At 70.7% G+C, this 19,802-nt stretch carries 16 protein-coding genes; 10 read left to right on the top strand and 6 right to left on the bottom strand.

The genetic code is table 11. The annotated features are described in order from the left end of the window. The first annotated feature begins 56 nt into the window (after positions 1-56). The 7 genes from ACZ4D5_RS24310 (at position 57) to metK (ending at position 6,543) form a co-directional block, all read left to right on the top strand. The gene (locus tag ACZ4D5_RS24310) at positions 57-1,172 is read left to right on the top strand and encodes a quinone-dependent dihydroorotate dehydrogenase (protein ID WP_467774511.1); all 1,116 of its coding nucleotides are present in this window, start codon (positions 57-59) and stop codon (positions 1,170-1,172) included. Next, positions 1,169-2,017, top strand: a complete 849-nt coding sequence (pyrF, locus tag ACZ4D5_RS24305) for an orotidine-5'-phosphate decarboxylase (RefSeq protein ID WP_467774510.1) — start codon at positions 1,169-1,171, stop codon at positions 2,015-2,017. Before ACZ4D5_RS24310 ends, pyrF begins: the two co-directional genes overlap by 4 nt. Positions 2,018-2,318: 301 nt before the next feature. Next, on the top strand, positions 2,319-2,642 hold the full coding sequence (locus ACZ4D5_RS24300) for an integration host factor (protein WP_009713618.1): 324 nt from the start codon (positions 2,319-2,321) through the stop codon (positions 2,640-2,642). A 38-nt stretch (positions 2,643-2,680) separates the two neighbouring features. Next, positions 2,681-3,238 (top strand): guanylate kinase, encoded by a 558-nt coding sequence (gmk, locus tag ACZ4D5_RS24295; RefSeq protein ID WP_362327990.1) that lies wholly within the window; start codon positions 2,681-2,683, stop codon positions 3,236-3,238. Positions 3,239-3,288: 50 nt separating this feature from the next. Beyond that, positions 3,289-3,561: a DNA-directed RNA polymerase subunit omega gene (gene rpoZ, locus ACZ4D5_RS24290; protein ID WP_005319902.1), complete on the top strand. Its 273-nt coding sequence runs from the start codon at positions 3,289-3,291 to the stop codon at positions 3,559-3,561. Positions 3,562-3,683: 122 nt separating this feature from the next. Next, positions 3,684-4,895, top strand: a complete 1,212-nt coding sequence (coaBC, locus tag ACZ4D5_RS24285; protein ID WP_467774509.1) for a bifunctional phosphopantothenoylcysteine decarboxylase/phosphopantothenate--cysteine ligase CoaBC — start codon at positions 3,684-3,686, stop codon at positions 4,893-4,895. 439 nt (positions 4,896-5,334) lie between these two features. After that, positions 5,335-6,543 carry a methionine adenosyltransferase gene (gene metK / locus ACZ4D5_RS24280; protein ID WP_362327994.1) on the top strand — a complete coding sequence of 403 codons (1,209 nt, stop codon included), beginning with the start codon at positions 5,335-5,337 and terminating at the stop codon, positions 6,541-6,543. A 57-nt stretch (positions 6,544-6,600) separates the two neighbouring features. On the opposite strand, the gene ACZ4D5_RS24275 is transcribed toward metK, so the two are convergent. The 4 genes from ACZ4D5_RS24275 to ACZ4D5_RS24260 are packed head-to-tail and all read right to left on the bottom strand — an operon-like array spanning position 6,601 to position 11,723. Then, positions 6,601-7,677, bottom strand: a complete 1,077-nt coding sequence (locus ACZ4D5_RS24275; protein WP_467774508.1) for a hypothetical protein — start codon at positions 7,675-7,677, stop codon at positions 6,601-6,603. Positions 7,678-7,718: 41 nt separating this feature from the next. Further along, positions 7,719-9,668, bottom strand: coding sequence for a hypothetical protein (locus tag ACZ4D5_RS24270; RefSeq protein ID WP_467774507.1), 1,950 nt, complete (start codon positions 9,666-9,668; stop codon positions 7,719-7,721). Next, positions 9,665-10,417, bottom strand: a complete 753-nt coding sequence (locus ACZ4D5_RS24265) for a TIR domain-containing protein (RefSeq protein WP_467774506.1) — start codon at positions 10,415-10,417, stop codon at positions 9,665-9,667. The genes ACZ4D5_RS24270 and ACZ4D5_RS24265 overlap by 4 nt, the downstream gene beginning before the upstream one ends. A gap of 13 nt (positions 10,418-10,430) precedes the next feature. Continuing rightward, positions 10,431-11,723: a helix-turn-helix domain-containing protein gene (locus ACZ4D5_RS24260; protein WP_467774505.1), complete on the bottom strand. Its 1,293-nt coding sequence runs from the start codon at positions 11,721-11,723 to the stop codon at positions 10,431-10,433. A gap of 224 nt (positions 11,724-11,947) precedes the next feature. Between ACZ4D5_RS24260 and ACZ4D5_RS24255 the strand changes: the two genes are divergently transcribed. Beyond that, the gene (locus ACZ4D5_RS24255) at positions 11,948-14,131 is read left to right on the top strand and encodes a primosomal protein N' (protein WP_467774504.1); all 2,184 of its coding nucleotides are present in this window, start codon (positions 11,948-11,950) and stop codon (positions 14,129-14,131) included. 128 nt (positions 14,132-14,259) lie between these two features. Here the strand turns inward: ACZ4D5_RS24255 and ACZ4D5_RS24250 are convergent, their stop codons facing one another. Continuing rightward, complete coding sequence (locus tag ACZ4D5_RS24250) at positions 14,260-14,814, bottom strand: hypothetical protein (protein ID WP_467774503.1); 555 nt, start codon at positions 14,812-14,814, stop codon at positions 14,260-14,262. Between the two features lie 270 nt (positions 14,815-15,084). Between ACZ4D5_RS24250 and fmt the strand changes: the two genes are divergently transcribed. Both fmt and ACZ4D5_RS24240 read left to right on the top strand, forming a co-directional pair. Beyond that, on the top strand, positions 15,085-16,029 hold the full coding sequence (gene fmt / locus ACZ4D5_RS24245; protein WP_467774502.1) for a methionyl-tRNA formyltransferase: 945 nt from the start codon (positions 15,085-15,087) through the stop codon (positions 16,027-16,029). Between the two features lie 93 nt (positions 16,030-16,122). After that, positions 16,123-17,583 (top strand): RsmB/NOP family class I SAM-dependent RNA methyltransferase, encoded by a 1,461-nt coding sequence (locus ACZ4D5_RS24240; RefSeq protein WP_467774501.1) that lies wholly within the window; start codon positions 16,123-16,125, stop codon positions 17,581-17,583. Between the two features lie 3 nt (positions 17,584-17,586). Here ACZ4D5_RS24240 and ACZ4D5_RS24235 read toward each other — a convergent pair whose 3' ends face one another. Continuing rightward, positions 17,587-19,749 carry an MMPL family transporter gene (locus tag ACZ4D5_RS24235; RefSeq protein ID WP_467774500.1) on the bottom strand — a complete coding sequence of 721 codons (2,163 nt, stop codon included), beginning with the start codon at positions 19,747-19,749 and terminating at the stop codon, positions 17,587-17,589. Between the last annotated feature and the right edge of the window lie 53 nt (positions 19,750-19,802).

Here is a 19,802-nt window from a genome sequence, read left to right as displayed (position 1 = left end):
CAAGGGGGACACCGGACACGGTGTCCCCCTTCTGGTGAGGACACCCGAGGACACTCATGTACAAGCTCTTCTTCAACCTCGTCTTCAAGCGCATGGACCCCGAGCAGGCCCACCACATGGCCTTCCGCTGGATCCGCCTCGCGGCCCGCGTCCCCGTGCTGCGCACGTTCGTCGCGGCCGTCCTCGCGCCCCGATTCAAGGAACTGCGCACCGAGGCCTTCGGGCTGCGGATGCACGGGCCCTTCGGGCTCGCCGCCGGCTTCGACAAGAACGCCGTCGCGATCGACGGCATGTCGATGCTCGGCTTCGACCACATCGAGATCGGCACGGTCACGGGGGAGCCGCAGCCCGGCAACCCCAAGAAGCGGCTCTTCCGCCTCGTGCCGGACCGCGCGCTGATCAACCGCATGGGCTTCAACAACGAGGGCTCGGCGGCCGTGGCCGAGCGCCTGGCCGCGCGTACGCCCGTCTTCAGGACGGTCGTGGGTGTGAACATCGGCAAGACCAAGGTGGTGCCCGAGGAGGAGGCCGCCGCCGACTACGTGAAGTCGACCGAGCGGCTCGCCCGCCACGCGGATTACCTGGTCGTCAACGTCTCGTCGCCGAACACTCCCGGCCTGCGCAACCTCCAGGCCACCGAGTCGCTGCGGCCGCTCCTGACCGCAGTGCGCGAGGCCGCCGACCGCAGCGTCGAGGGCCGTCGCGTCCCGCTGCTCGTCAAGATCGCGCCGGACCTCGCCGACGAGGACATCGACGCGGTCGCCGACCTCGCCGTCGAGCTCGGCCTGGACGGCATCATCGCCACGAACACCACCATCGCGCGCGAGGGCCTCGGTCTGACATCCGAACCCTCTCTCTACGGAGAGACCGGTGGGCTGTCGGGCGCACCGCTCAAGGAGCGCTCCCTGGAGGTCCTGCGCCGCCTCTACGCGCGCGTGGGCGACCGGATCACGCTCGTGGGCGTCGGCGGCATCGAGACCGCGGAGGACGCCTGGCAGCGCATCCTCGCGGGCGCCACCCTGGTCCAGGGGTACAGCGCCTTCATCTACGAAGGTCCCTTCTGGGGCCGCGCGATCCACAAGGGCCTCGCCGCACGCCTTCGCACGAGCCCGTACGCCACCCTCGCCGACGCCGTCGGCGCCGATGTGAGGAAGCCCGAGGTCACCGCATGAGCCCCCTGGAGCCCTTCGGCACGCGCCTGCGCCACGCCATGGACGAGCGCGGCCCCCTGTGCGTCGGCATCGACCCGCACGCCTCGCTGCTGTCCGCGTGGGGCCTGAACGACGACATCGCGGGTCTGGAGCGGTTCACGCGCACCGTCGTCGAGGCGCTGGCAGGGACCGTCGCCGTGTTCAAGCCGCAGAGCGCCTTCTTCGAGCGCTTCGGGTCGCGCGGCATCGCGGTACTGGAGACGGCGGTCCAGGAGCTGCGGGCGGCCGGTGCCCTGGTGGTGATGGACGCCAAGCGCGGCGACATCGGCTCGACCATGGCCGCGTACGCGGAGACCTTCCTGCACAAGGACTCCCCGCTGTTCAGCGACGCGCTCACGGTCTCGCCCTTCCTGGGCTTCGGCTCCCTCGCGCCGGCCGTCGACCTCGCGCGCGAGAACGGCGCCGGGCTCTTCGTGCTCGCCCTCACCTCCAACCCCGAGGGCGCCGAGGTGCAGCACGCGGTGCGCGAGGACGGCCGGACGGTCGCGGCCACCGTCCTCGGGCACCTCGCCGCGGAGAACGCCGGTCAGGAGCCCCTGGGATCCTTCGGCGCCGTCGTCGGGGCGACGCTGGGCGACCTGTCCTCGTACGACCTCGCCGGCGTCAACGGTCCGCTGCTCGCGCCCGGCATCGGCGCGCAGGGAGCGACTCCGGCGGATCTGCCGGGCGTCTTCGGCGCGGCCGTGCGCAATGTGGTGCCGAGCGTCAGCCGGGGTGTGCTGCGGCACGGCCCCGACGTCGCGGGCCTGCGCGAGTCCGCGGCGCGCTTCGCGGACGAGATCAGGGCGGCGGTCGAGACGGCCTGAGCGGAACAACGGACCCCGCGCGTACCTTCCGTTGACGGGTCGCCGCCCTGCCGTCGGCACAAATCCGGGGCGAAATGCCCGATATGTACGGCTCGGCAGAGGCTGACCAGGACTTTTCGTCTGTTCTCGCTGACTCCAGCGGCCATGGCCGCTAGTCTCCGACGAGTGGGGGCACCTCCCACACCCTTCGAGGTAGTGGGGGAGAACGGGCAAGCGCGTTGCACGTTGCTCCCCAGGTGTGGGGCGACTAGGTTCCTCACCGGTCCGTATCCGACAGTTCGACATCCGAGGTGACGTAGGCGTGGCTCTTCCGCCCCTTACCCCTGAACAGCGCGCAGCCGCGCTCGAAAAGGCCGCCGCGGCTCGCCGGGAGCGGGCCGAGGTCAAGAATCGACTCAAGCACTCCGGCGCCTCCCTCCACGAGGTCATCAAGCAGGGTCAGGAGAACGATGTCATCGGCAAGATGAAGGTCTCCGCCCTCCTGGAGTCCCTGCCGGGCGTGGGCAAGGTCCGCGCCAAGCAGATCATGGAGCGTCTTGGCATCTCCGAGAGCCGCCGCGTGCGCGGTCTCGGCTCCAACCAGATCGCGTCGCTCGAGCGCGAGTTCGGCGGTGCCGCCGGCTGATGTTCTCAGGCACTCCTGAGAACCTGGATAATCGCTGCATGAGTGAACGTCCGCGGCTGACCGTGCTCTCCGGCCCCTCCGGGGTCGGCAAGAGCACGGTCGTCGCTCATATGCGCAAGGAACACCCCGAGGTCTGGCTCTCGGTATCGGCCACCACCCGCAAGCCGCGGCCCGGTGAGAAGCACGGTGTCCAGTACTTCTTCGTCTCCGACGAAGAGATGGACAAGCTGATCGCCAACGGCGAGCTCCTGGAGTGGGCCGAGTTCGCGGGCAACCGCTACGGCACCCCGCGTCGCGCCGTGCTCGAGCGCCTGGAGGCGGGCGAGCCCGTCCTCCTGGAGATCGATCTGCAGGGTGCGCGCCTGGTGCGCGAGTCGATGCCCGAGGCGCAGCTGGTCTTCCTCGCGCCGCCGAGCTGGGAGGAGCTGGTCCGCCGGCTCACCGGCCGGGGAACCGAGGCGCCCGAGGTGATCGAGCGCAGGCTCGCCGCGGCCAAGGTGGAGCTCGCCGCCGAGGCCGAGTTCGACACGACCCTGGTCAACACCTCCGTCGAGGACGTGGCGCGTGAGCTGCTAGCCTTGATGAAGGTTCTTTGATCTTTACCCCAGTCGGGACCCCGGTCCCGGCCCCCATCGGAAGGCAGAGAGTGTCCTCTTCCATCACCGCGCCCGAGGGCATCATCAACCCGCCGATTGATGAGCTGCTCGAAGCCACCGACTCGAAGTACAGCCTCGTGATCTACGCCGCCAAGCGCGCGCGCCAGATCAACGCGTACTACTCGCAGCTCGGTGAGGGCCTCCTCGAGTACGTCGGTCCCCTGGTGGACACGCACGTGCACGAGAAGCCGCTGTCGATCGCGCTCCGCGAGATCAACGCGGGCCTGCTGACGTCCGAGGCCATCGAGGGCCCCGCCCAGTAGGCGCTGTTTGTAGGCATTTTTTCTTTCACCACAGGCCCGGCAGAGCGACTGCCGGGCCTGTGGTGTGTCATGGAGTCGTACGTCTCCGAGTGCGGAGATCCGAGTGCGGGGAGGCACGGACGGTGGAGAAGCCCAAGGTCGTTCTGGGGGTCAGTGGTGGCATCGCCGCCTACAAGGCGTGCGAGCTGCTGCGGCGGCTGACCGAGTCGGGCCATGACGTACGCGTCGTGCCGACCGAGTCGGCGCTGCACTTCGTCGGCGCCGCGACCTGGTCCGCGCTCTCCGGCAACCCCGTGTCGACCGAGGTGTGGTCCGACGTCCACGAGGTGCCGCACGTCCGCATCGGGCAGCACGCCGACCTCGTGATCGTCGCCCCGGCCACCGCCGACATGCTCGCCAAGGCGGCCCACGGCCTGGCCGACGACCTGCTCACCAACACGCTCCTGACGGCCCGCTGTCCGGTGGTCTTCGCCCCGGCCATGCACACGGAGATGTGGGAGCACCCGGCCACCCAGGAGAACGTCGCCACGCTGCGCCGCCGCGGCGCCCTGGTCGTCGAGCCCGCCGTCGGCCGCCTCACCGGCGTCGACACCGGCAAGGGCCGCTTCCCGGACCCCGTCGAGCTCTTCGAGGTCGTACGCCGCGTACTGGCGCGCGGAGACCTCGCGCGGGACCTCGCGGGGCGGCACGTCGTGGTGAGCGCGGGCGGCACCCGTGAGCCCCTCGACCCGGTCCGCTTCCTCGGCAACCGGTCCTCGGGCAAGCAGGGGTACGCGCTCGCCCGCAGCGCCGCCGCGCGGGGGGCCCGCGTCACGCTCGTGGCGGCGAACGCGACGCTGCCCGACCCGGCGGGCGTGGACGTCGTGCCGGTCGGCACCGCCGTGCAGCTGCGCGAGGCCGTCCTGAAGGCCGCGGCCGACGCCGACGCCGTGGTGATGGCGGCCGCGGTGGCCGACTTCCGTCCCGAGACGTACGCGGCAGGCAAGATCAAGAAGAAGGACGGCCAGGAGCCGGCGCCGATCGCCCTGGTCCGCAATCCCGACATCCTCGCCGAGATCGCGGGGGACAGGCCGCGCCCCGGCCAGGTGGTCGTGGGCTTCGCCGCCGAGACGGACGACGTCCTCGCCAACGGCCGGGCCAAGCTCGAACGCAAGGGATGTGACCTGCTGGTCGTGAACGAGGTCGGGGAGCGCAAGACGTTCGGTGCCGAGGAGAACGAGGCGGTCGTGCTCGGTGCCGACGGCAGTGAGACGGCGGTGCCGTACGGGCCCAAGGAGGCTCTTGCGGACACGGTCTGGGACTTGGTGGCGGAGAGGCTGTCCGAGTCGGCCTGAGTCGGCCTGCGTCGGCCGGAGGGGGAAGCGAGTGCCGGGATTGCCGGATTCTCTCGCCCGCGTCTCATCATGTGGACAGATCGTGTGACAGTTTCCCCTCTGGTTTCCCTCCGGCTTCGCCCCTGGCCCTTTCGTCTCTTGGCGGAAATTGGCCGCATTTCGCCGATTCCCTTGACGGGGTCCGCGCGGCCGGGGCTCAATGTCATCTTCGCCCCACCGGGCGCCTCAAAACCGGGAAAATCGGGCGCGAGGCCCTCTGGTGGAGACTGATCGTCGTACCGCACAATGCAGTGCCGCAGGTCACAGGGCTCCCAAGTGGCGAGACATGTGGTCCGGCGGACGAGTGTGACCGATAAACTGGTCCCGGACGAAGCCGAGCGCAGCTCTCGGCTCGTCCATCAATGATCAGCCAGCAGCCGCTGCAACCACAGGGAGCGATGTGTCCCGGCGCCTCTTTACCTCGGAGTCTGTGACCGAGGGTCACCCCGACAAGATCGCTGACCAGATCAGCGACACCATTCTCGACGCGCTTCTGCGGGAGGACCCGACGTCCCGGGTCGCCGTGGAGACGCTGATCACCACCGGCCTCGTCCACGTGGCCGGCGAGGTCACGACGAAGGCGTACGCGCCGATCGCGCAGCTCGTGCGCGAGAAGATCCTCGAGATCGGTTACGACTCCTCGAAGAAGGGCTTCGACGGCGCCTCCTGTGGTGTCTCGGTGTCCATCGGCTCGCAGTCCCCCGACATCGCGCAGGGCGTCGACACGGCGTACGAGAAGCGTGTCGAGGGCGACGAGGACGAGCTCGACAAGCAGGGCGCGGGCGACCAGGGCCTGATGTTCGGCTACGCCTGCGACGAGACCCCGGAGCTGATGCCGCTCCCGATCCACCTCGCGCACCGCCTCTCGCGTCGCCTCTCCGAGGTGCGCAAGAACGGCACGATCCCCTACCTGCGTCCCGACGGTAAGACCCAGGTCACCATCGAGTACGACGGCGACAAGGCCGTCCGCCTCGACACGGTCGTCGTCTCCTCGCAGCACGCGTCGGACATCGACCTGGACTCGCTCCTGGCCCCCGACATCCGTGAGTTCGTCGTCGAGCCCGAGCTGAAGGCTCTGCTCGAGGACGGCATCAAGCTGGAGACCGAGGGCTACCGCCTGCTGGTCAACCCCACCGGCCGCTTCGAGATCGGCGGCCCGATGGGCGACGCCGGCCTCACCGGCCGCAAGATCATCATCGACACGTACGGCGGCATGGCCCGCCACGGCGGCGGCGCCTTCTCGGGCAAGGACCCGTCGAAGGTGGACCGCTCCGCGGCGTACGCGATGCGCTGGGTGGCCAAGAACGTCGTGGCGGCCGGTCTCGCGGCCCGCTGCGAGGTCCAGGTCGCGTACGCGATCGGCAAGGCCGAGCCGGTGGGTCTCTTCGTCGAGACCTTCGGTACGGCCACGGTCGACACGGACAAGATCGAGACGGCGATCAGCGAGGTCTTCGACCTGCGCCCCGCCGCGATCATCCGCGACCTCGACCTGCTCCGCCCGATCTACTCGCAGACCGCCGCGTACGGTCACTTCGGCCGGGCGCTGCCTGACTTCACGTGGGAGCGGACGGACCGGGTGGAGGCGCTGCGGAAGGCCGCGGGGCTGTAACCTCGACCGCCGAATTTCGGGGCCCGGCTCTCTCTTCGAGGGCCGGGCCTTGGCGTATCAGAGGCCGTGCTCCGGCGGCGATGCCTCATCACCGTCGGGATGAGTTGACTGAAAGCGGCGCCTGACTTCGTCGATGACATCTGCTTTGCCGTGGGCCCGAGCCAGGTCGATGAACCTCTCGGCGAACAGTTCCAGGTCTTCGTCGTCATCGGAGAAGCCGAACCATGACAGCAGGGAGTCGAATGGAGAGTCCGATGCTTCGTCGTCGGACACGGTCGACCAACTGATGTCGGGTGACGGTTCCCACGCCGATGTCGAACGATGACCGTCCCCCGCGGCAGAAGTCGCGAACGTCGGCATGGCCGGGGTCACCAAGTGCTCGAAGGCGGGAGCGACTCGTTCGTTGTTGGCTGCCGCTGACAGCCGTGCAAGGAGCCCGATGCGATCGACCGCCCCTTCGACCTTCTCGTCGTTCCGGGCAAGCCACCACACCACGGCGCTTCCAGGGTCCTTGAGGACGTCATCGCCCAGATAGGCTCGTTTGCTCCGCTCGTAATTGCGTTCGTGCTCCCAAACATCCTCGTCCTTGCGGACGTTGGAGAGCTTGGCGAGGCGCTCGCGGTCGATGTCCGGGAGGTGGAGCGCGACGTCCTGGGCCATCGCCAGAATGCGACCTGTCGTGTCGGGCCGCATCGTGCCCAGGGCCCCGTCGAGTTGATGCTGCACCAATGCGGCCTGATGGGGCGGTTGTTGAGCCGTCACCGTCCTCGCGCGCTGGAGCACGGCATCGATCGCCAGCCCTGCGGGATTGATGTACGGGGCGTCTTCGGGCGCGTCCAACAGGGCCCACCGTACGGTGGCGGAGAAGGAGAAGTCGTAGTCCGCGACGGAGCTCGGCAGCGCGACGTACGCGACGCGCTGCTCCTGGCGCTGCACCGCCGGCACGGGCTCGTCGGGATCCGGAGGGAAGTACGGAGGGGGCGTATCCGTGCCCTGGCCCAGGATCTTGTGCGTCACCACCGCGATGACGAGGAGCAGGGCAGTCGCGGTCGGCCAGGCCCATGGCGGCCAGCCGGCGCTCAAGCCGAGTATGACGAGGATCAGTCCGAGGATGACGGTGACGAAGGCGGTCATTGTCTTCTGACCAGAACTCATGGTGGCCCCCGGTTTCGGTGTCAGACGGCGTGGCTGTAGGGCTTGATGCCCTGAGCGGTGTTGATCTTCAGAAGGAGATCGGAGACGGTCTCTTCACGGCTGGCCCTGTCGTCCGGTCCGGCGCGCGACCAGTCGAGAGCGACGCGGTACAGGCGGCCTGAGGTGCGGACATCCGTCGCTGAGGCTGCGGCAAGCACGTCCAGCGCGGGGGCGCGATGGCGGATGTCGCGACAGGCGTTGAGCCAGTGCATGGTTCGGGCGGTCCAGTAGTCGACGGGACGGCTCAGGATCCCGGTCCATCCCAGAACCAGACTGCTGCTCACGTTGCGGGATCTGATCAGGCGTACTGGATCGGCGAGTGTCAGGAACAAGTCGAAATCGATGTCCCAGTGGCCTTGTGTGATCCCTGTGCTCAAGCGGTCCAACATCGTCCGGTACAACCGATTGTCGGTCCTGGCCAGGTCGACCGCTGATTGCTGGGCAGCTTCTCCCACAGACCCTCGGGTTCGTCGTGCCAGGTGGTGCAGGCGAACCAGCGCTTGATCCGGGTGCGATCGTGCCATGGCTTCCGAACAGACCAGGACGAGAACCCGCCGCAGCGCGTGACTTGCCGTTGTGTCCTTCGACCAGTCGTAGATCTGCTGGCGGAAGAAGCGACCGTGCTGGTCGTCCGTGAGGCCGAGAGCGAGTACCTGCGTGGCGTCCGGCAGAAGGTCGGCTCGAGCGGTGGGGAGCGTCCACTGCTTCGCCAGCCATGTCAGGTCTTCGGGGCGATTGGACCGCAAGCCCTGCTCGGCGTACCTGCCGACTGCGTCGTTCCGTTCGGCCGGGTCGGTCCCGGTCTGCGTCAGGCAGGCGCTGAACCAATCCCGCAGCTGGCGGTGGATGTCCGGCAGGAAGGTCCAGAAGTGATTCCGGACGGCTTGGTCGTATCCCTGGATCCGGAACTGGACGCGCCCGTCCGGGAGAGCCTCGGCGCCGATCGCGGAGAGCTCCGCGTGAAGGTCGCTGTGCTCGAGCCGGGGAGTGGTGTCCGGTGGGTGTCCAAGAACATTGAGGAGGTCGTTCGCCGCCCGCAGGACCGTGCCGGGAGCCGTGCCATGGAACATGGCGAGAGAGAGCAACAGAGCCCTTCTGCGGCCGTTCTGCTCTGCCGAAATATCTGCCGCCACGCGAGCGGTGTGATCGGCGGCGACGGTCAGGGATTCGGAGAGCCAGTGCGGAAACCCCTGATCCGCCCCTGCCGCATCTCGACAGCGCCTGACGCGGTCGGCCAGTGCTGCGACGTCGCGCAGCGGTGACCGGGCCAGGTAGGACGACAGCTCCGGACCGTTGAGCTCGTCCGGTGGCGGCGAGATGTTCTCGCACCGCAGATGGCGGACGAACAGTCTCTTCGCCGATGGGCGGCCTATGTCCACGGTGAGATGGCGTAGGTCGCCCCGCAGGAGATAGCTGAGATGGTGTGGCAGTACCACTGCGAGATGAGCGCCGTGCCTGACGAGGTGACTACGGAAATCGGAGAACTCCTCCTGGACTCCCAGGTACCGCGACTCGTCCACCTCGGACAGGTCGAGCAGGAGCCGGTCGCCGCGACTGATGTCGCGTATGTCGAGTGGCGACGCAGCCATGTCGTCAGAGGTGTCGGGGAGCTCGTGGAAACTCCCAGCGGCATCGGAGAGTTCATGGAGCAGCATCAAGGCCGCCGTGCGGCGACCGCTGCCCGGGATGCCGTCGAGCAGCACTGTGCAGGAGCCGTGAAGTGACTGCCGGGCCTGCTGAAAGCGAGGAGGGGGCACGAATCGCCGGTGGAGGTGTTCACGGTCGGCATGCGCGATGGCGAGCCGGCGCCGGCCGACTTGCTCCCGCAGCCGGGATGCGGCGGCTTGGACGTAGATGTTGTACTGAGCCCCCTCTCCGCTGTGCACGGAACCCAGGGCCTCGTTGATGTACGAGCTCGCGAACCCATTCACCGCTCGTCGTCCTTTTGTGGGCTGCGGGACCCGAAACGCTGCCGAATCTCGCCGCTGTTGTCTCCGGATATGAGATTGGTGCCGTCTCCGGTGATGTGCGGCCCCTGGTACTGGTTGCCGTTACCGGTGTGCAGCGGTCCGTGTGCCTCGTTCACGAAGCTCCCCACGGAACCGCCGACCTGGCCGATGCCCCCGCTCTGGTGATCCGTGCGGACGCCTGCTTCCGGTGTGGGCTCCGCAGGTGCGTCGGATTGGCTCTGGCCGTCGAGCCTCGCGAGTTCGGGGACCTGGCGTACCAGACGATCGCCGAGCCGGGCCAGGTCCTCGTCCTTGCTGTGCAACTCCACGCGCGCGTACTGGTGCTCCGCCAACTCCGCCAACGACTTGGGGAGGCGATTGGGATCGAGTTGTTCCAACCGTCGGCCGATCAGGAGCGGTACGACCAGCGCGCCGGATTCCAGGGCGGCCTCGATTTCCCGTCGGACCCAGTCCTGCGGATCGTCGAGGGCCCTTCTGCTGGGGCGGCGCCGATCAGGTGCGTCGAGCCAGTGCTCATCGATCAACGCGAGCAGAACGTGGCAGCGACGTGCGGCCTGGATCATGTCCACTGCGTACTTGCGGCCGGGGTCGAGGGACTTCCTGGCAAGGAACACGCTGTCGGCGCCGAACCTGGCTGACAGGACGGCATCGCACATGTACCCGACTTCCTTGCCGCCCTGCGTGCGGTAGTTGATGAAGACTTCGTGCATGGCTGGGTCCTCTCTAGGGTGCGGTGGTGCGCTTGACCGCCGCGGTGAGGTCTGGAGTGAGGGAGCGAACCGCGGCATTGCGGGAGTAGCGCCCCAGCGTGTGGGACAGCCGACGGAGATCGGCGGCGACCGTCGCGGAGTGGGTGAGCCGTACCGAAGGAAGAGCGTCCTTGGTCACGGCGCACGCCTGGTCGACGTCGCCTGCGGCAGCATGGGCCAGGGCTCGTCGGACGCCATAACGCGCTCGGGTCCGGAAGGCGTGCTCAGGAATCCGTTCCGTCTCCACGTCGAGCAACGCGGCAGCCTGACGCGGTCGGCCGAGGTCGTACATGCACCAGCCGCTGAACATCGCGACCACGTCCGGCACGTGGGAGGCTCCGAGGACCGGCCGGTCAGGTTCGGCGGCGTCCCGAGCGAGGAGCTCGCGTGCCCGGTCCAGGCTGCGCATGCACGTGTTGTAGTCCCCGTCGACCGCCGCGCTCTGTGCAAGGTGCTGCGCGGCCAGACCACGGATGCGGAACGACGCACTGATGCCGAGCGCGTGCGCAGCGAGCTGGATGGCGTGGGACACGTCCCCTCGGTACAGGCTGATCAGCGAATGCCGGACGTATGCGTAGGCTGCGAGCCCTTTGTCCGCACCGGCTTCCGCCAGCTGGACCGCACGCTCGGTCCACCAGAGGGCGGCCACGTCGTCGCCGGACTCCTGAGCCATCCACCCCACGTACTCCGCGTAACGCGAGGCAAGCAGGAGAATCTCACGTCGCGTACGGGAGCCGGCGTGCACGGCTAGCTGCTCCAGGCTGTGTGTCTGCGCGATGAGTGGAGGGAGCACGCTGCCGGGACCGGAGGCCTGCCCGAGGCGGCGAAACTGGTCGAAGAGCAGGCGTGACGCGTCCAGCGCGGTCGAGGCCCCTTCCTCGGACGGCGAGTGGGAGTGCCCGTCGCCCACTCGCATCACCAGTGCCGACGCTCCAGCGGCGATGATGCTGCGCCGTTTCACGGGCTGGAACGAGCTGGAACCGTCCTTGCTCAGATGCATCAACCACACCTCATCGTCGTGACCTGGACCGGGGAGCGGCGAAGGCGGACGCTGTGCGGGTACGAGCCGGGCGAGGGTGCCCCCGGCCTTCAGCTGTGTGTCGCACAGTCGGGCCAGTTCGGTGGTGGGCCTCTTTATGCCGCGCTCCACCTTGCTGAGCTGGCTCTTGCTGTAGTGCACCAGCTGCCCGAGCTGTTCGAGAGAAAGTCCGACGGCCAGACGCCGCACACGCAGCTCGTGCCCGAAGTCGTTCGATTTCTCCAGCACTTCGACCTCCGTCACTCCCGGCCAGCGGTCGGTGAGCGCCGCGAATCAGCGTGCGACGGCCGACAGGGCCGAGCAAGGTGGACAGTGGGGTTTCCCGTTTCCTCATCCGGAGGGAATCCGACCGGGCTCTGGGTGTCCAGAAAGCGATATCGGCCATGGTCGCGGGGGCCGCGTCCGCCCTCAGGCACGCGGCACTGTCAGTGCGGTCTGGTAGGAATGCAGCTGTGAGCAGCGGAAACGAACAAGAGAACGGTGGTGCGGAGGGCGCACCGCCCGAGCAGCTCGCGTTGATTCGGGACAGTGTGCGCAAGGCCAAGGTGCCGCGGGCCAAGCCCCGGACGTGGCGGGGGGCCGCGCTTGCCAAGGAGTTGCCGGTTGCTCGGGTGCTTGTCGACAAAGGTGTGCTGCATCTCGATCGGTACTTCGACTACGCCGTGCCCGAGGAGCTGGATGCCGAGGCTCAGCCCGGGGTGCGGGTGCGGGTGCGGTTCGGGGCCGGGGCGCGGAACGTGCGGGACGGGCGGCGTGAGGGTGGCGGGCTGATCGACGGGTTCATCGTCGAGCGGTGTGCCGAGAGCGAGTACAGCGGGCCGTTGGCCGCGCTTGCCCAGGTCGTGTCGCCCGAGCCCGTGCTCGATGCCGGGCTGCTCGGACTCGCCCGGGCCGTGGCCGACCGGTATGCCGGGAGCCTTGCCGACGTGCTCCAGTTGGCCGTTCCGCCGCGGCATGCGCGGGCCGAGTCGCAGGCCTCCGCCGCGCCACCCGCTCCGCCCGCCGCGCCCGAGCCGGGGAGCTGGCGGCGGTACGGGCGCGGGGCCGAGTTCCTCGGGGCGCTGGCCTCGGGGGGCGCGCCGCGTGCGGTGTGGACCGCGTTGCCGGGGCCGGAGTGGGCTCAGGAGATCGGGCGCGCCGTGCAGGCCACACTGGCCTCGGGGCGCGGGGCGCTCGTCGTCGTGCCGACCGGGCGGCCCGCCGCGCGCGTGGACGCCGCGCTCACCGAGCTCCTCGGCGAGGGGCAGCACGCCCTTCTCACCGCCGATGCCGGGCAGGAGCGGCGCTACCGGGAGTGGCTGTCCGTGCGGCGCGGGGCCGTTCGGGCCGTCGTCGGGACGCGGGCCGCCATGTTCGCCCCCGTCCGGGATCTGGGGTTGGTCGTCGTCTGGGACGACGGGGACTCCAGCCACAGCGATGACCATGCTCCCTTTCCGCATGTGCGGGAGGTCCTGGAGCTTCGGGCCACGCGGGACAAGTGTGCCTTTCTGCTGGGGAGTTGGAGCTGCACCGTCGAGGCCGCCCAGCTCGTCGAGAGCGGCTGGGCCTCGCCCCTCGTCGCCGATCGCGAGCAGGTGCGGGGCGCCGCGCCCCTCGTACGGACCGTGGGGGACGGGGATCTCGCGCGGGACGAGGCGGCGCGTGCCGCGCGGCTGCCGACGCTGGCCTGGCAGGTCGCGCGGGAGGGGCTGAAGCACGGGCCCGTCCTGGTGCAGGTGCCGCGGCGCGGGTATGTGCCGCGCCTTGCGTGCGAGCGGTGCCGGGAGCCTGCGCGCTGCCGGCGGTGCGCAGGGCCGCTGGAGGCGCAGGAGAGCGGGGGCGCGCTGCGGTGCGGCTGGTGCGGGGTGGAGGAGGCCGCCTGGCACTGCGAGTCGTGCGGGGGGTTCCGGCTGCGGGCGCAGATCGTGGGAGCGCGGCGGACCGCCGAGGAGTTGGGGCGGGCGTTTCCGGCCGTGCCGGTGCGGACGTCGGGGCGTGAGCACGTGCTCGATACGGTGCCGGGGGCGCCGGCCCTGGTGGTGAGCACTCCGGGGGCCGAGCCGGTCGCCGAGGGCGGTTACGCGGCCGCCCTGCTGCTCGACGGGTGGGCCATGCTCGGGCGGCCCGATCTGCGGGCCGGGGAGGATGCGTTGCGGCGGTGGATCGGGGCCGCCGCGTTGGTGCGTCCGCAGGGGGCGGGGGGCACCGTGGTGGTGGTCGCCGAGCCGACGCTTCGGCCCGTGCAGGCGTTGGTGCGCTGGGATCCCGTGGGGCATGCGGTGCGGGAGCTGGAGGAGCGGGCCGAGTTGGGGTTTCCGCCGGTCTCGCGGATGGCGGCGGTTTCGGGGACGGCGGAGGCGCTTGCCGCGTTTCTTTCCGCCGCTGAACTTCCGCGGGACGCGGTGGTGTTGGGGCCTGTTCCTGTCGCTGACCCGGGTGTGGGGGGCCGGGGTTCTCGGAGGCCTGGCGGGCCGCCCGCCGGTGAGCCCTGGGAGCGGGTGCTGGTACGGGTGCCGCCGGGGAGTGGGGCCGCGCTTGCCGCCGCTCTGAAGGTGGCGCAGGCGGCGAGGATGGCGCGGGGGGCCAAGGGGGCGGCGGCCCGGGACGGTGGGGCTGAGCCGGTGCGGATTCGGGTGGACCCGTTGGACATCGGGTGACCGCTTGGGGCGGGGCGGTGCGCTTGAGGCCTCGTCGATCGGTGCCCCCAGGGGCGCCCGGTTGCGCCGTGGAAAGCCGCTGCCCCTCGCCCTGGTGAGGACGAGGGGCAGCGGGGGGGGGAGAGACGTCAGCCGTTGCGCGGACCGGGGAAAGCGGTCGGCCTGGGGTCTTCGCGGAGGGTGGGGCTGCCTGCGGTCGGCTGGGTCGGCATCGCGCGGGCGGCGGGGACGGACGGCAGGGGGGTGCCGACCGGGAGCGGGCGGGGGGCCGTGGACGTCACGGTCGGCGTCGGGGTCTCCGCGGCGCGCTCCGCCTCGGCTGCCGCCTGCGTGGTCGCCCGCCGCGCGCCGTACCGGCGGTGGACCGCCTGCTTGGTGACGCCGAGGGCCGAGCCCACCGCGTCCCACGAGAACCCGAGCGAGCGGTCGAAGTCCACCGCGGCGGTGACCAGTGTCTCGACGCTGTCCCGCAGTTCCTGGGCGAGGCGGACGGTCGGGGCGGGGGCCCGCCCGTACACGACGAAGCCCGCGGACGGGCTGGAGCGGCGCGGGCGGTAGACGTTGCCGAGCTGGGCGGTGAGGGTACGCAGTGCGTCCACCTGCCGGCGGACCCGCTCGATGTCCCGAACCAGGAGGTGCAGGCTGGCCCGTGCCTGGGCGTCGTGGGTTGCGTGGTCGGCCATGAACAAGCCTCTCGAACCGGCGTTGAAAAGGATCGGGCCGCATCCGCGGCCCGTTGTGGTCAACTCTTTCTTGACCAACGCGCTAGTTCGTGTGGGGTCACGGTGCAGGGGCGTATGCGCATATGCACAGGGCGCGCGCCACTTCGTACGCCCCCAACAGCGTCAACCTCAGGCCTCGGGAAGACCGCCCCGGGCGGGCTCCGGGAGCGGCCCATAGACTGGTGCGCTGCCGTCGCTCCACCCCAGACCAGAGATCCGAGGTACCCACCAGTGAAGCTCGTCTTCGCAGGCACTCCCGAGGTCGCCGTCCCCGCACTGGACGCCCTGATCGCCTCCGACCGGCACGAGGTGGCCGCCGTCGTGACCCGCCCGGACGCGCCCGCGGGCCGGGGCCGCAGGCTCGTGGCGAGCCCGGTCGCGGAGCGCGCGGAGGAGGCCGGCATCGAGGTGCTCAAGCCCGCGAAGCCGCGTGACGAGGACTTCCTGGCCCGGCTGCGGGAGATCGGCCCCGACTGCTGCCCCGTCGTCGCCTACGGCGCGCTGCTGCCCAAGGTCGCCCTCGACGTCCCGGCCCGCGGCTGGGTCAACCTGCACTTCTCGCTGCTGCCCGCCTGGCGCGGTGCCGCGCCGGTGCAGCACGCGGTGATGGCGGGCGACGAGATCACCGGCGCCTCGACCTTCCTGATCGAGCAGGGGCTCGACTCCGGCCCGGTGTACGGGACGGTCACCGAGGCGGTGCGGTCGACGGATACCAGCGGGGACCTGCTGACGCGGCTCGCCTTCGCGGGCGCCGGGCTGCTCGTCGCGACGATGGACGGCATCGAGGACGGCAGTCTGAAGGCCGTGCCGCAGCCCGCCGACGGCGTCACCCTCGCTCCGAAGATCACCGTCGAGGACGCTCAGGTGGACTGGGCCGCGCCCGCGCTCCGGGTGGACCGCGTGGTGCGTGGCTGCACGCCCGCCCCCGGTGCCTGGACCGTCTTCCGCGGCGAGCGGCTGAAGATCATCCAGGCGGCCCTCGTGCCCGACCGCACCGACCTCGCTCCCGGTGAGCTGTCCGCCGCCAAGAACAACGTGTACGTCGGTTCCGGATCGCACGCCGTCGAGCTGCTCTGGGTCCAGCCGCAGGGCAAGAAGCCGATGCGCGGCGCGGACTGGGCGCGCGGGGTGCGGATCGCCTCCGGCGAGCGCGTGGGCGACGTCGGCGTAGGCTGAACGAGCCGGTCTGTGGACATCCAGGCCGTTCGCCCCTTTTGATCCACCTCTCGAACGATCCACCTCTCGAACCATTTCAGCAGCGGAGCACCTTTGAACGACCAGCCGAACCGGAGTCCCCGCAAGTCCAACGGCAGGCCCGGGAAGCCCGGCAAGCCCTACCGCCGGCCCCAGAAGGACCCCGTCCGCATCCTCGCCTTCGAGGCGCTGCGGGCCGTGGACGAGCGGGACGCGTACGCGAACCTCGTCCTGCCGCCCCTGCTGCGCAAGGCCAGGGAGAAGGAGGGGCCCGAGAAGTTCGACGCGCGGGACGCCGCCCTCGCCACCGAGCTGGTCTACGGGACGCTGCGCCGCCAGGGCACGTACGACGCGATCGTGGCGGCCTGCATCGACCGGCCGCTGCGCGAGGTCGACCCGCCGGTCCTCGACGTGCTCAACATGGGCGTCCACCAGTTGCTCGGCACGCGCATCCCGACGCACGCCGCCGTCTCCGCCTCGGTGGAGCTGGCGCGCGTGGTGCTCGGCGACGGGCGGGCCAAGTTCGTCAACGCCGTCCTTCGCAAGGTCTCCCAGGACGACCTCGACGGATGGGTGGAGCGCGTCGCGCCGCCCTACGACGAGGACCCCGAGGACCATCTCGCGGTCGTCCACTCGCACCCCCGGTGGGTCGTCTCGGCGCTGTGGGACTCGCTCGGCGGCGGCCGCGCCGGGATCGAGGACCTGCTGGAGGCCGACAACGAACGGCCCGAGGTGACGCTCGTGGCGCGGCCCGGCCGCTCCACCGCCGATGAGCTCCTCGACTCCGTGGGCGAGGACTCCGCGCTGCCCGGCCGCTGGTCGCCGTATGCCGTGCGGCTCAGCGAGGGCGGTGAGCCCGGTTCGCTGGAGGCCGTGCGCGAGGGGCGCGCGGGCGTCCAGGACGAGGGCAGTCAGCTCGTCGCGCTGGCGTTGGCGAACGCCCCGGTCGAGGGCCCCGACGAGAAGTGGCTCGACGGCTGTGCGGGGCCCGGCGGCAAGGCGGCCATGCTCGCCGGGCTCGCCGCCCAGCGCGGCGCGGCGCTGCTCGCCTCAGAGAAGCAGCCGCACCGGGCCGGTCTCGTCGCGCAGGCGCTCGCGGGAAACCCCGGCCCCTACCAGGTCATCGCGGCCGACGGCACGCGTCCGCCGTGGCGGCCCGGCACCTTCGACCGGGTCCTGATGGACGTGCCCTGCACGGGCCTCGGCGCGCTGCGCCGCCGCCCCGAGGCCCGCTGGCGCCGCCGCCCGCAGGACCTCGACGGCTTCGCCCCACTGCAACGCGCCCTGCTGCGCACGGCGTTGGAGTCGGTGCGGGTCGGCGGTGTCGTCGGGTACGCCACGTGCTCGCCGCACCTGGCCGAGACGCGGGCCGTCGTGGACGACGTGCTCAAGCAGACGGGCGGCGCCGAACTCATCGACGCGCGGCCCCTGTTGGAGGGTGTCCCGGCGCTGGGGGACGGGCCTGACGTACAGCTCTGGCCGCATCTGCACGGGACGGACGCGATGTATCTGGCGTTGATCAGGCGCACTGCCTGAGGCTCACGAGGGGTGTGTCGCCGCCGGGTCCCCGGCCCCTTCGGCGGGCGCGGAGGGCTCGGGGCGGCGGGCCAGCGCGTGTGGCCACCACACCTTCGGGCCCACGTCCAGGAACAGGGACGTGACCAGGACGGAACGTACGACGAAGGTGTCGAGGAGCACGCCGAGCGCCACCGCGAAGCCGATCTCGGCGAACGCCACCATCGGGAGCGTGCCGAGCGCGGCGAACGTGCCCGCGAGGACCAGGCCCGCCGAGGTGATCACCGCGCCGGTCGCGGCGAGGCCCGTCAGGACGCCCGCGCGGGTGCCCTGGCGGCCCGCCTCCTCACGGATGCGGGTCGACAGGAAGATGTTGTAATCGATGCCCAGCGCCACCAGGAACACGAAGACGAAGAGCGGGAAGTCGGTGGGCTCGCCCGCGTAGTCGAAGAGGTGGCGGAAGGCCAGCGCGCTGAGGCCGAGGGCCGTCGCGAAGGACAGGACCACCGTCCCGATCAGGAGCAGCGGGGCGACGACCGCGCGCAGCAGGACCGCGAGGATCAGCAGGACCACGACCAGGACCAGCGGGATCACCAGTTTGTTGTCGTGGGCCGTGGCGCGGTCCATGTCGAGCAGGGCCGCCGTGCCGCCGCCGACCCGCGCGTCCGCGTCCGGGACGGCGTGGACGGCGTCGCGCACCCGCTCCACGGTCCGCTTGGCGGCCGCGCTGTCGGACGGGTCGGTCAGGGTCGCCTCGAACAGCACCTTGCCGTCGTGCTCGGCCTTCGTGCCCGGGGGACGGACGACGGTGTCGGGCACCACGCCCCGCGTGTTCCGGACGGCCCGGGCGACCTCGTCGCCCCGCGCCTTGTCCGTCACGATCACCAGCGGGTCGCCCGAGCCCGCGGGGAAGTACTCGGCGAGCACCTCCTGGCCGGTGATCGACTCGGGTTTGTCGGTGAACGCGTCGGCGTTGCCGAGTCCCTCGGCGCGCAGCTGCAGCAGGCCGAGCGAGAGCAGGGCGAGGGCCGCCGCCGTGACGCCCCAGATCAGCCGCGGGCGGCGGTCGATGCGCCGGCCGGTGCGGGCCCACACGCCGCGCTCGGTCGGCTCGGGGGAGCCGAGGTGGGGGATCAGCGGCCAGAAGAACCACCTGCCGAAGATCACCAGGAGGGCGGGGAAGAGCGACAGCATCGCGAGCAGCCCGACGGCGACGCCGATCGCGGCGACCGGGCCGAGGCCGCTCGTCGAGTTCATCTCGGCGGTGAGCAGCACCAGCATGCTCAGGATGACGGTCGCGCCGGAGGCGAGGACCGCGGGACCGGCCCGGTGCAGGGCGAGGGCCATCGCCTCGTGACGGTCCTCGTGGCGGCGCAGCTCTTCGCGATAGCGAGCGACCAGGAGCAGGGCGTAGTCGGTCCCCGCGCCGAAGACGAGGACGGTCAGGATGCCCGCGCTCTGGCCGTTGACCGTGAGGTCCGCGTGCTCGGCGAGGAGATAGATGAAGGCCTGCGCCGTGAACAGCGCGATGATCACCGCGACCAGCGGGGCGAGCAGCAGGGTCGGGCTGCGGTAGGTGAACAGCAGGATCACGACGACGATGCCCGCCGCCGAGAACAGCAGCGTCGAGTCGATGCCCTCGAAGGCCTCGGCGGAGTCCGCGGCCGTGCCACCTGGGCCTGTGACGTGCACGCTCAGGCCGTCCGCGCCGTCTCCCACCCGCTCCCGGATGGCGTCGACGGCGGGCCCGATGCGCTCCCAGCCCTCCGCGTCCATCGTGATCGGGACGAAGATCTGGGCCGCCTCCGCGCCCTGCTTCCTGTCGTAGACGGGGCCGCGGGTCTCCGCGCCGCGGATGCCGTGGGCGCGCAGTTCCCCGGCCTCGCGCACGTCCTCGGAGATCTGCTCGCGGTCCGCCGCGGTCAGACCGCCTTCGCGGGCGTACACGACCACGGCCGGGATCGTCTCGGGCCTGAACTCGGCCGAGATGTCGAGGACTTGGGTGGATTCGGCGGAGCCGGGGAGCCAGGACTCCGCGTCGTTCTCCTGGGCGTCGGTGAGCTTCTGCGCGAGCGGCGCCGCGAGGACGATCACCACCAGCCAGAAGAGCACCACCAGCCACTTGGCGCGCCGTCCGCACACCAGCCATGCGACGCCGCGCCGCCCCTGCCCTCGTACGTCCGCCATGGCGTCCCCCCGCTTGCCGTGCGCGGTGCCGGTGGACCGCCCAGCATGACACG

The organism is Streptomyces sp. NPDC025651, assembly GCF_055558735.1.
This window is presented reverse-complemented; position numbering and strand designations above follow the sequence as displayed.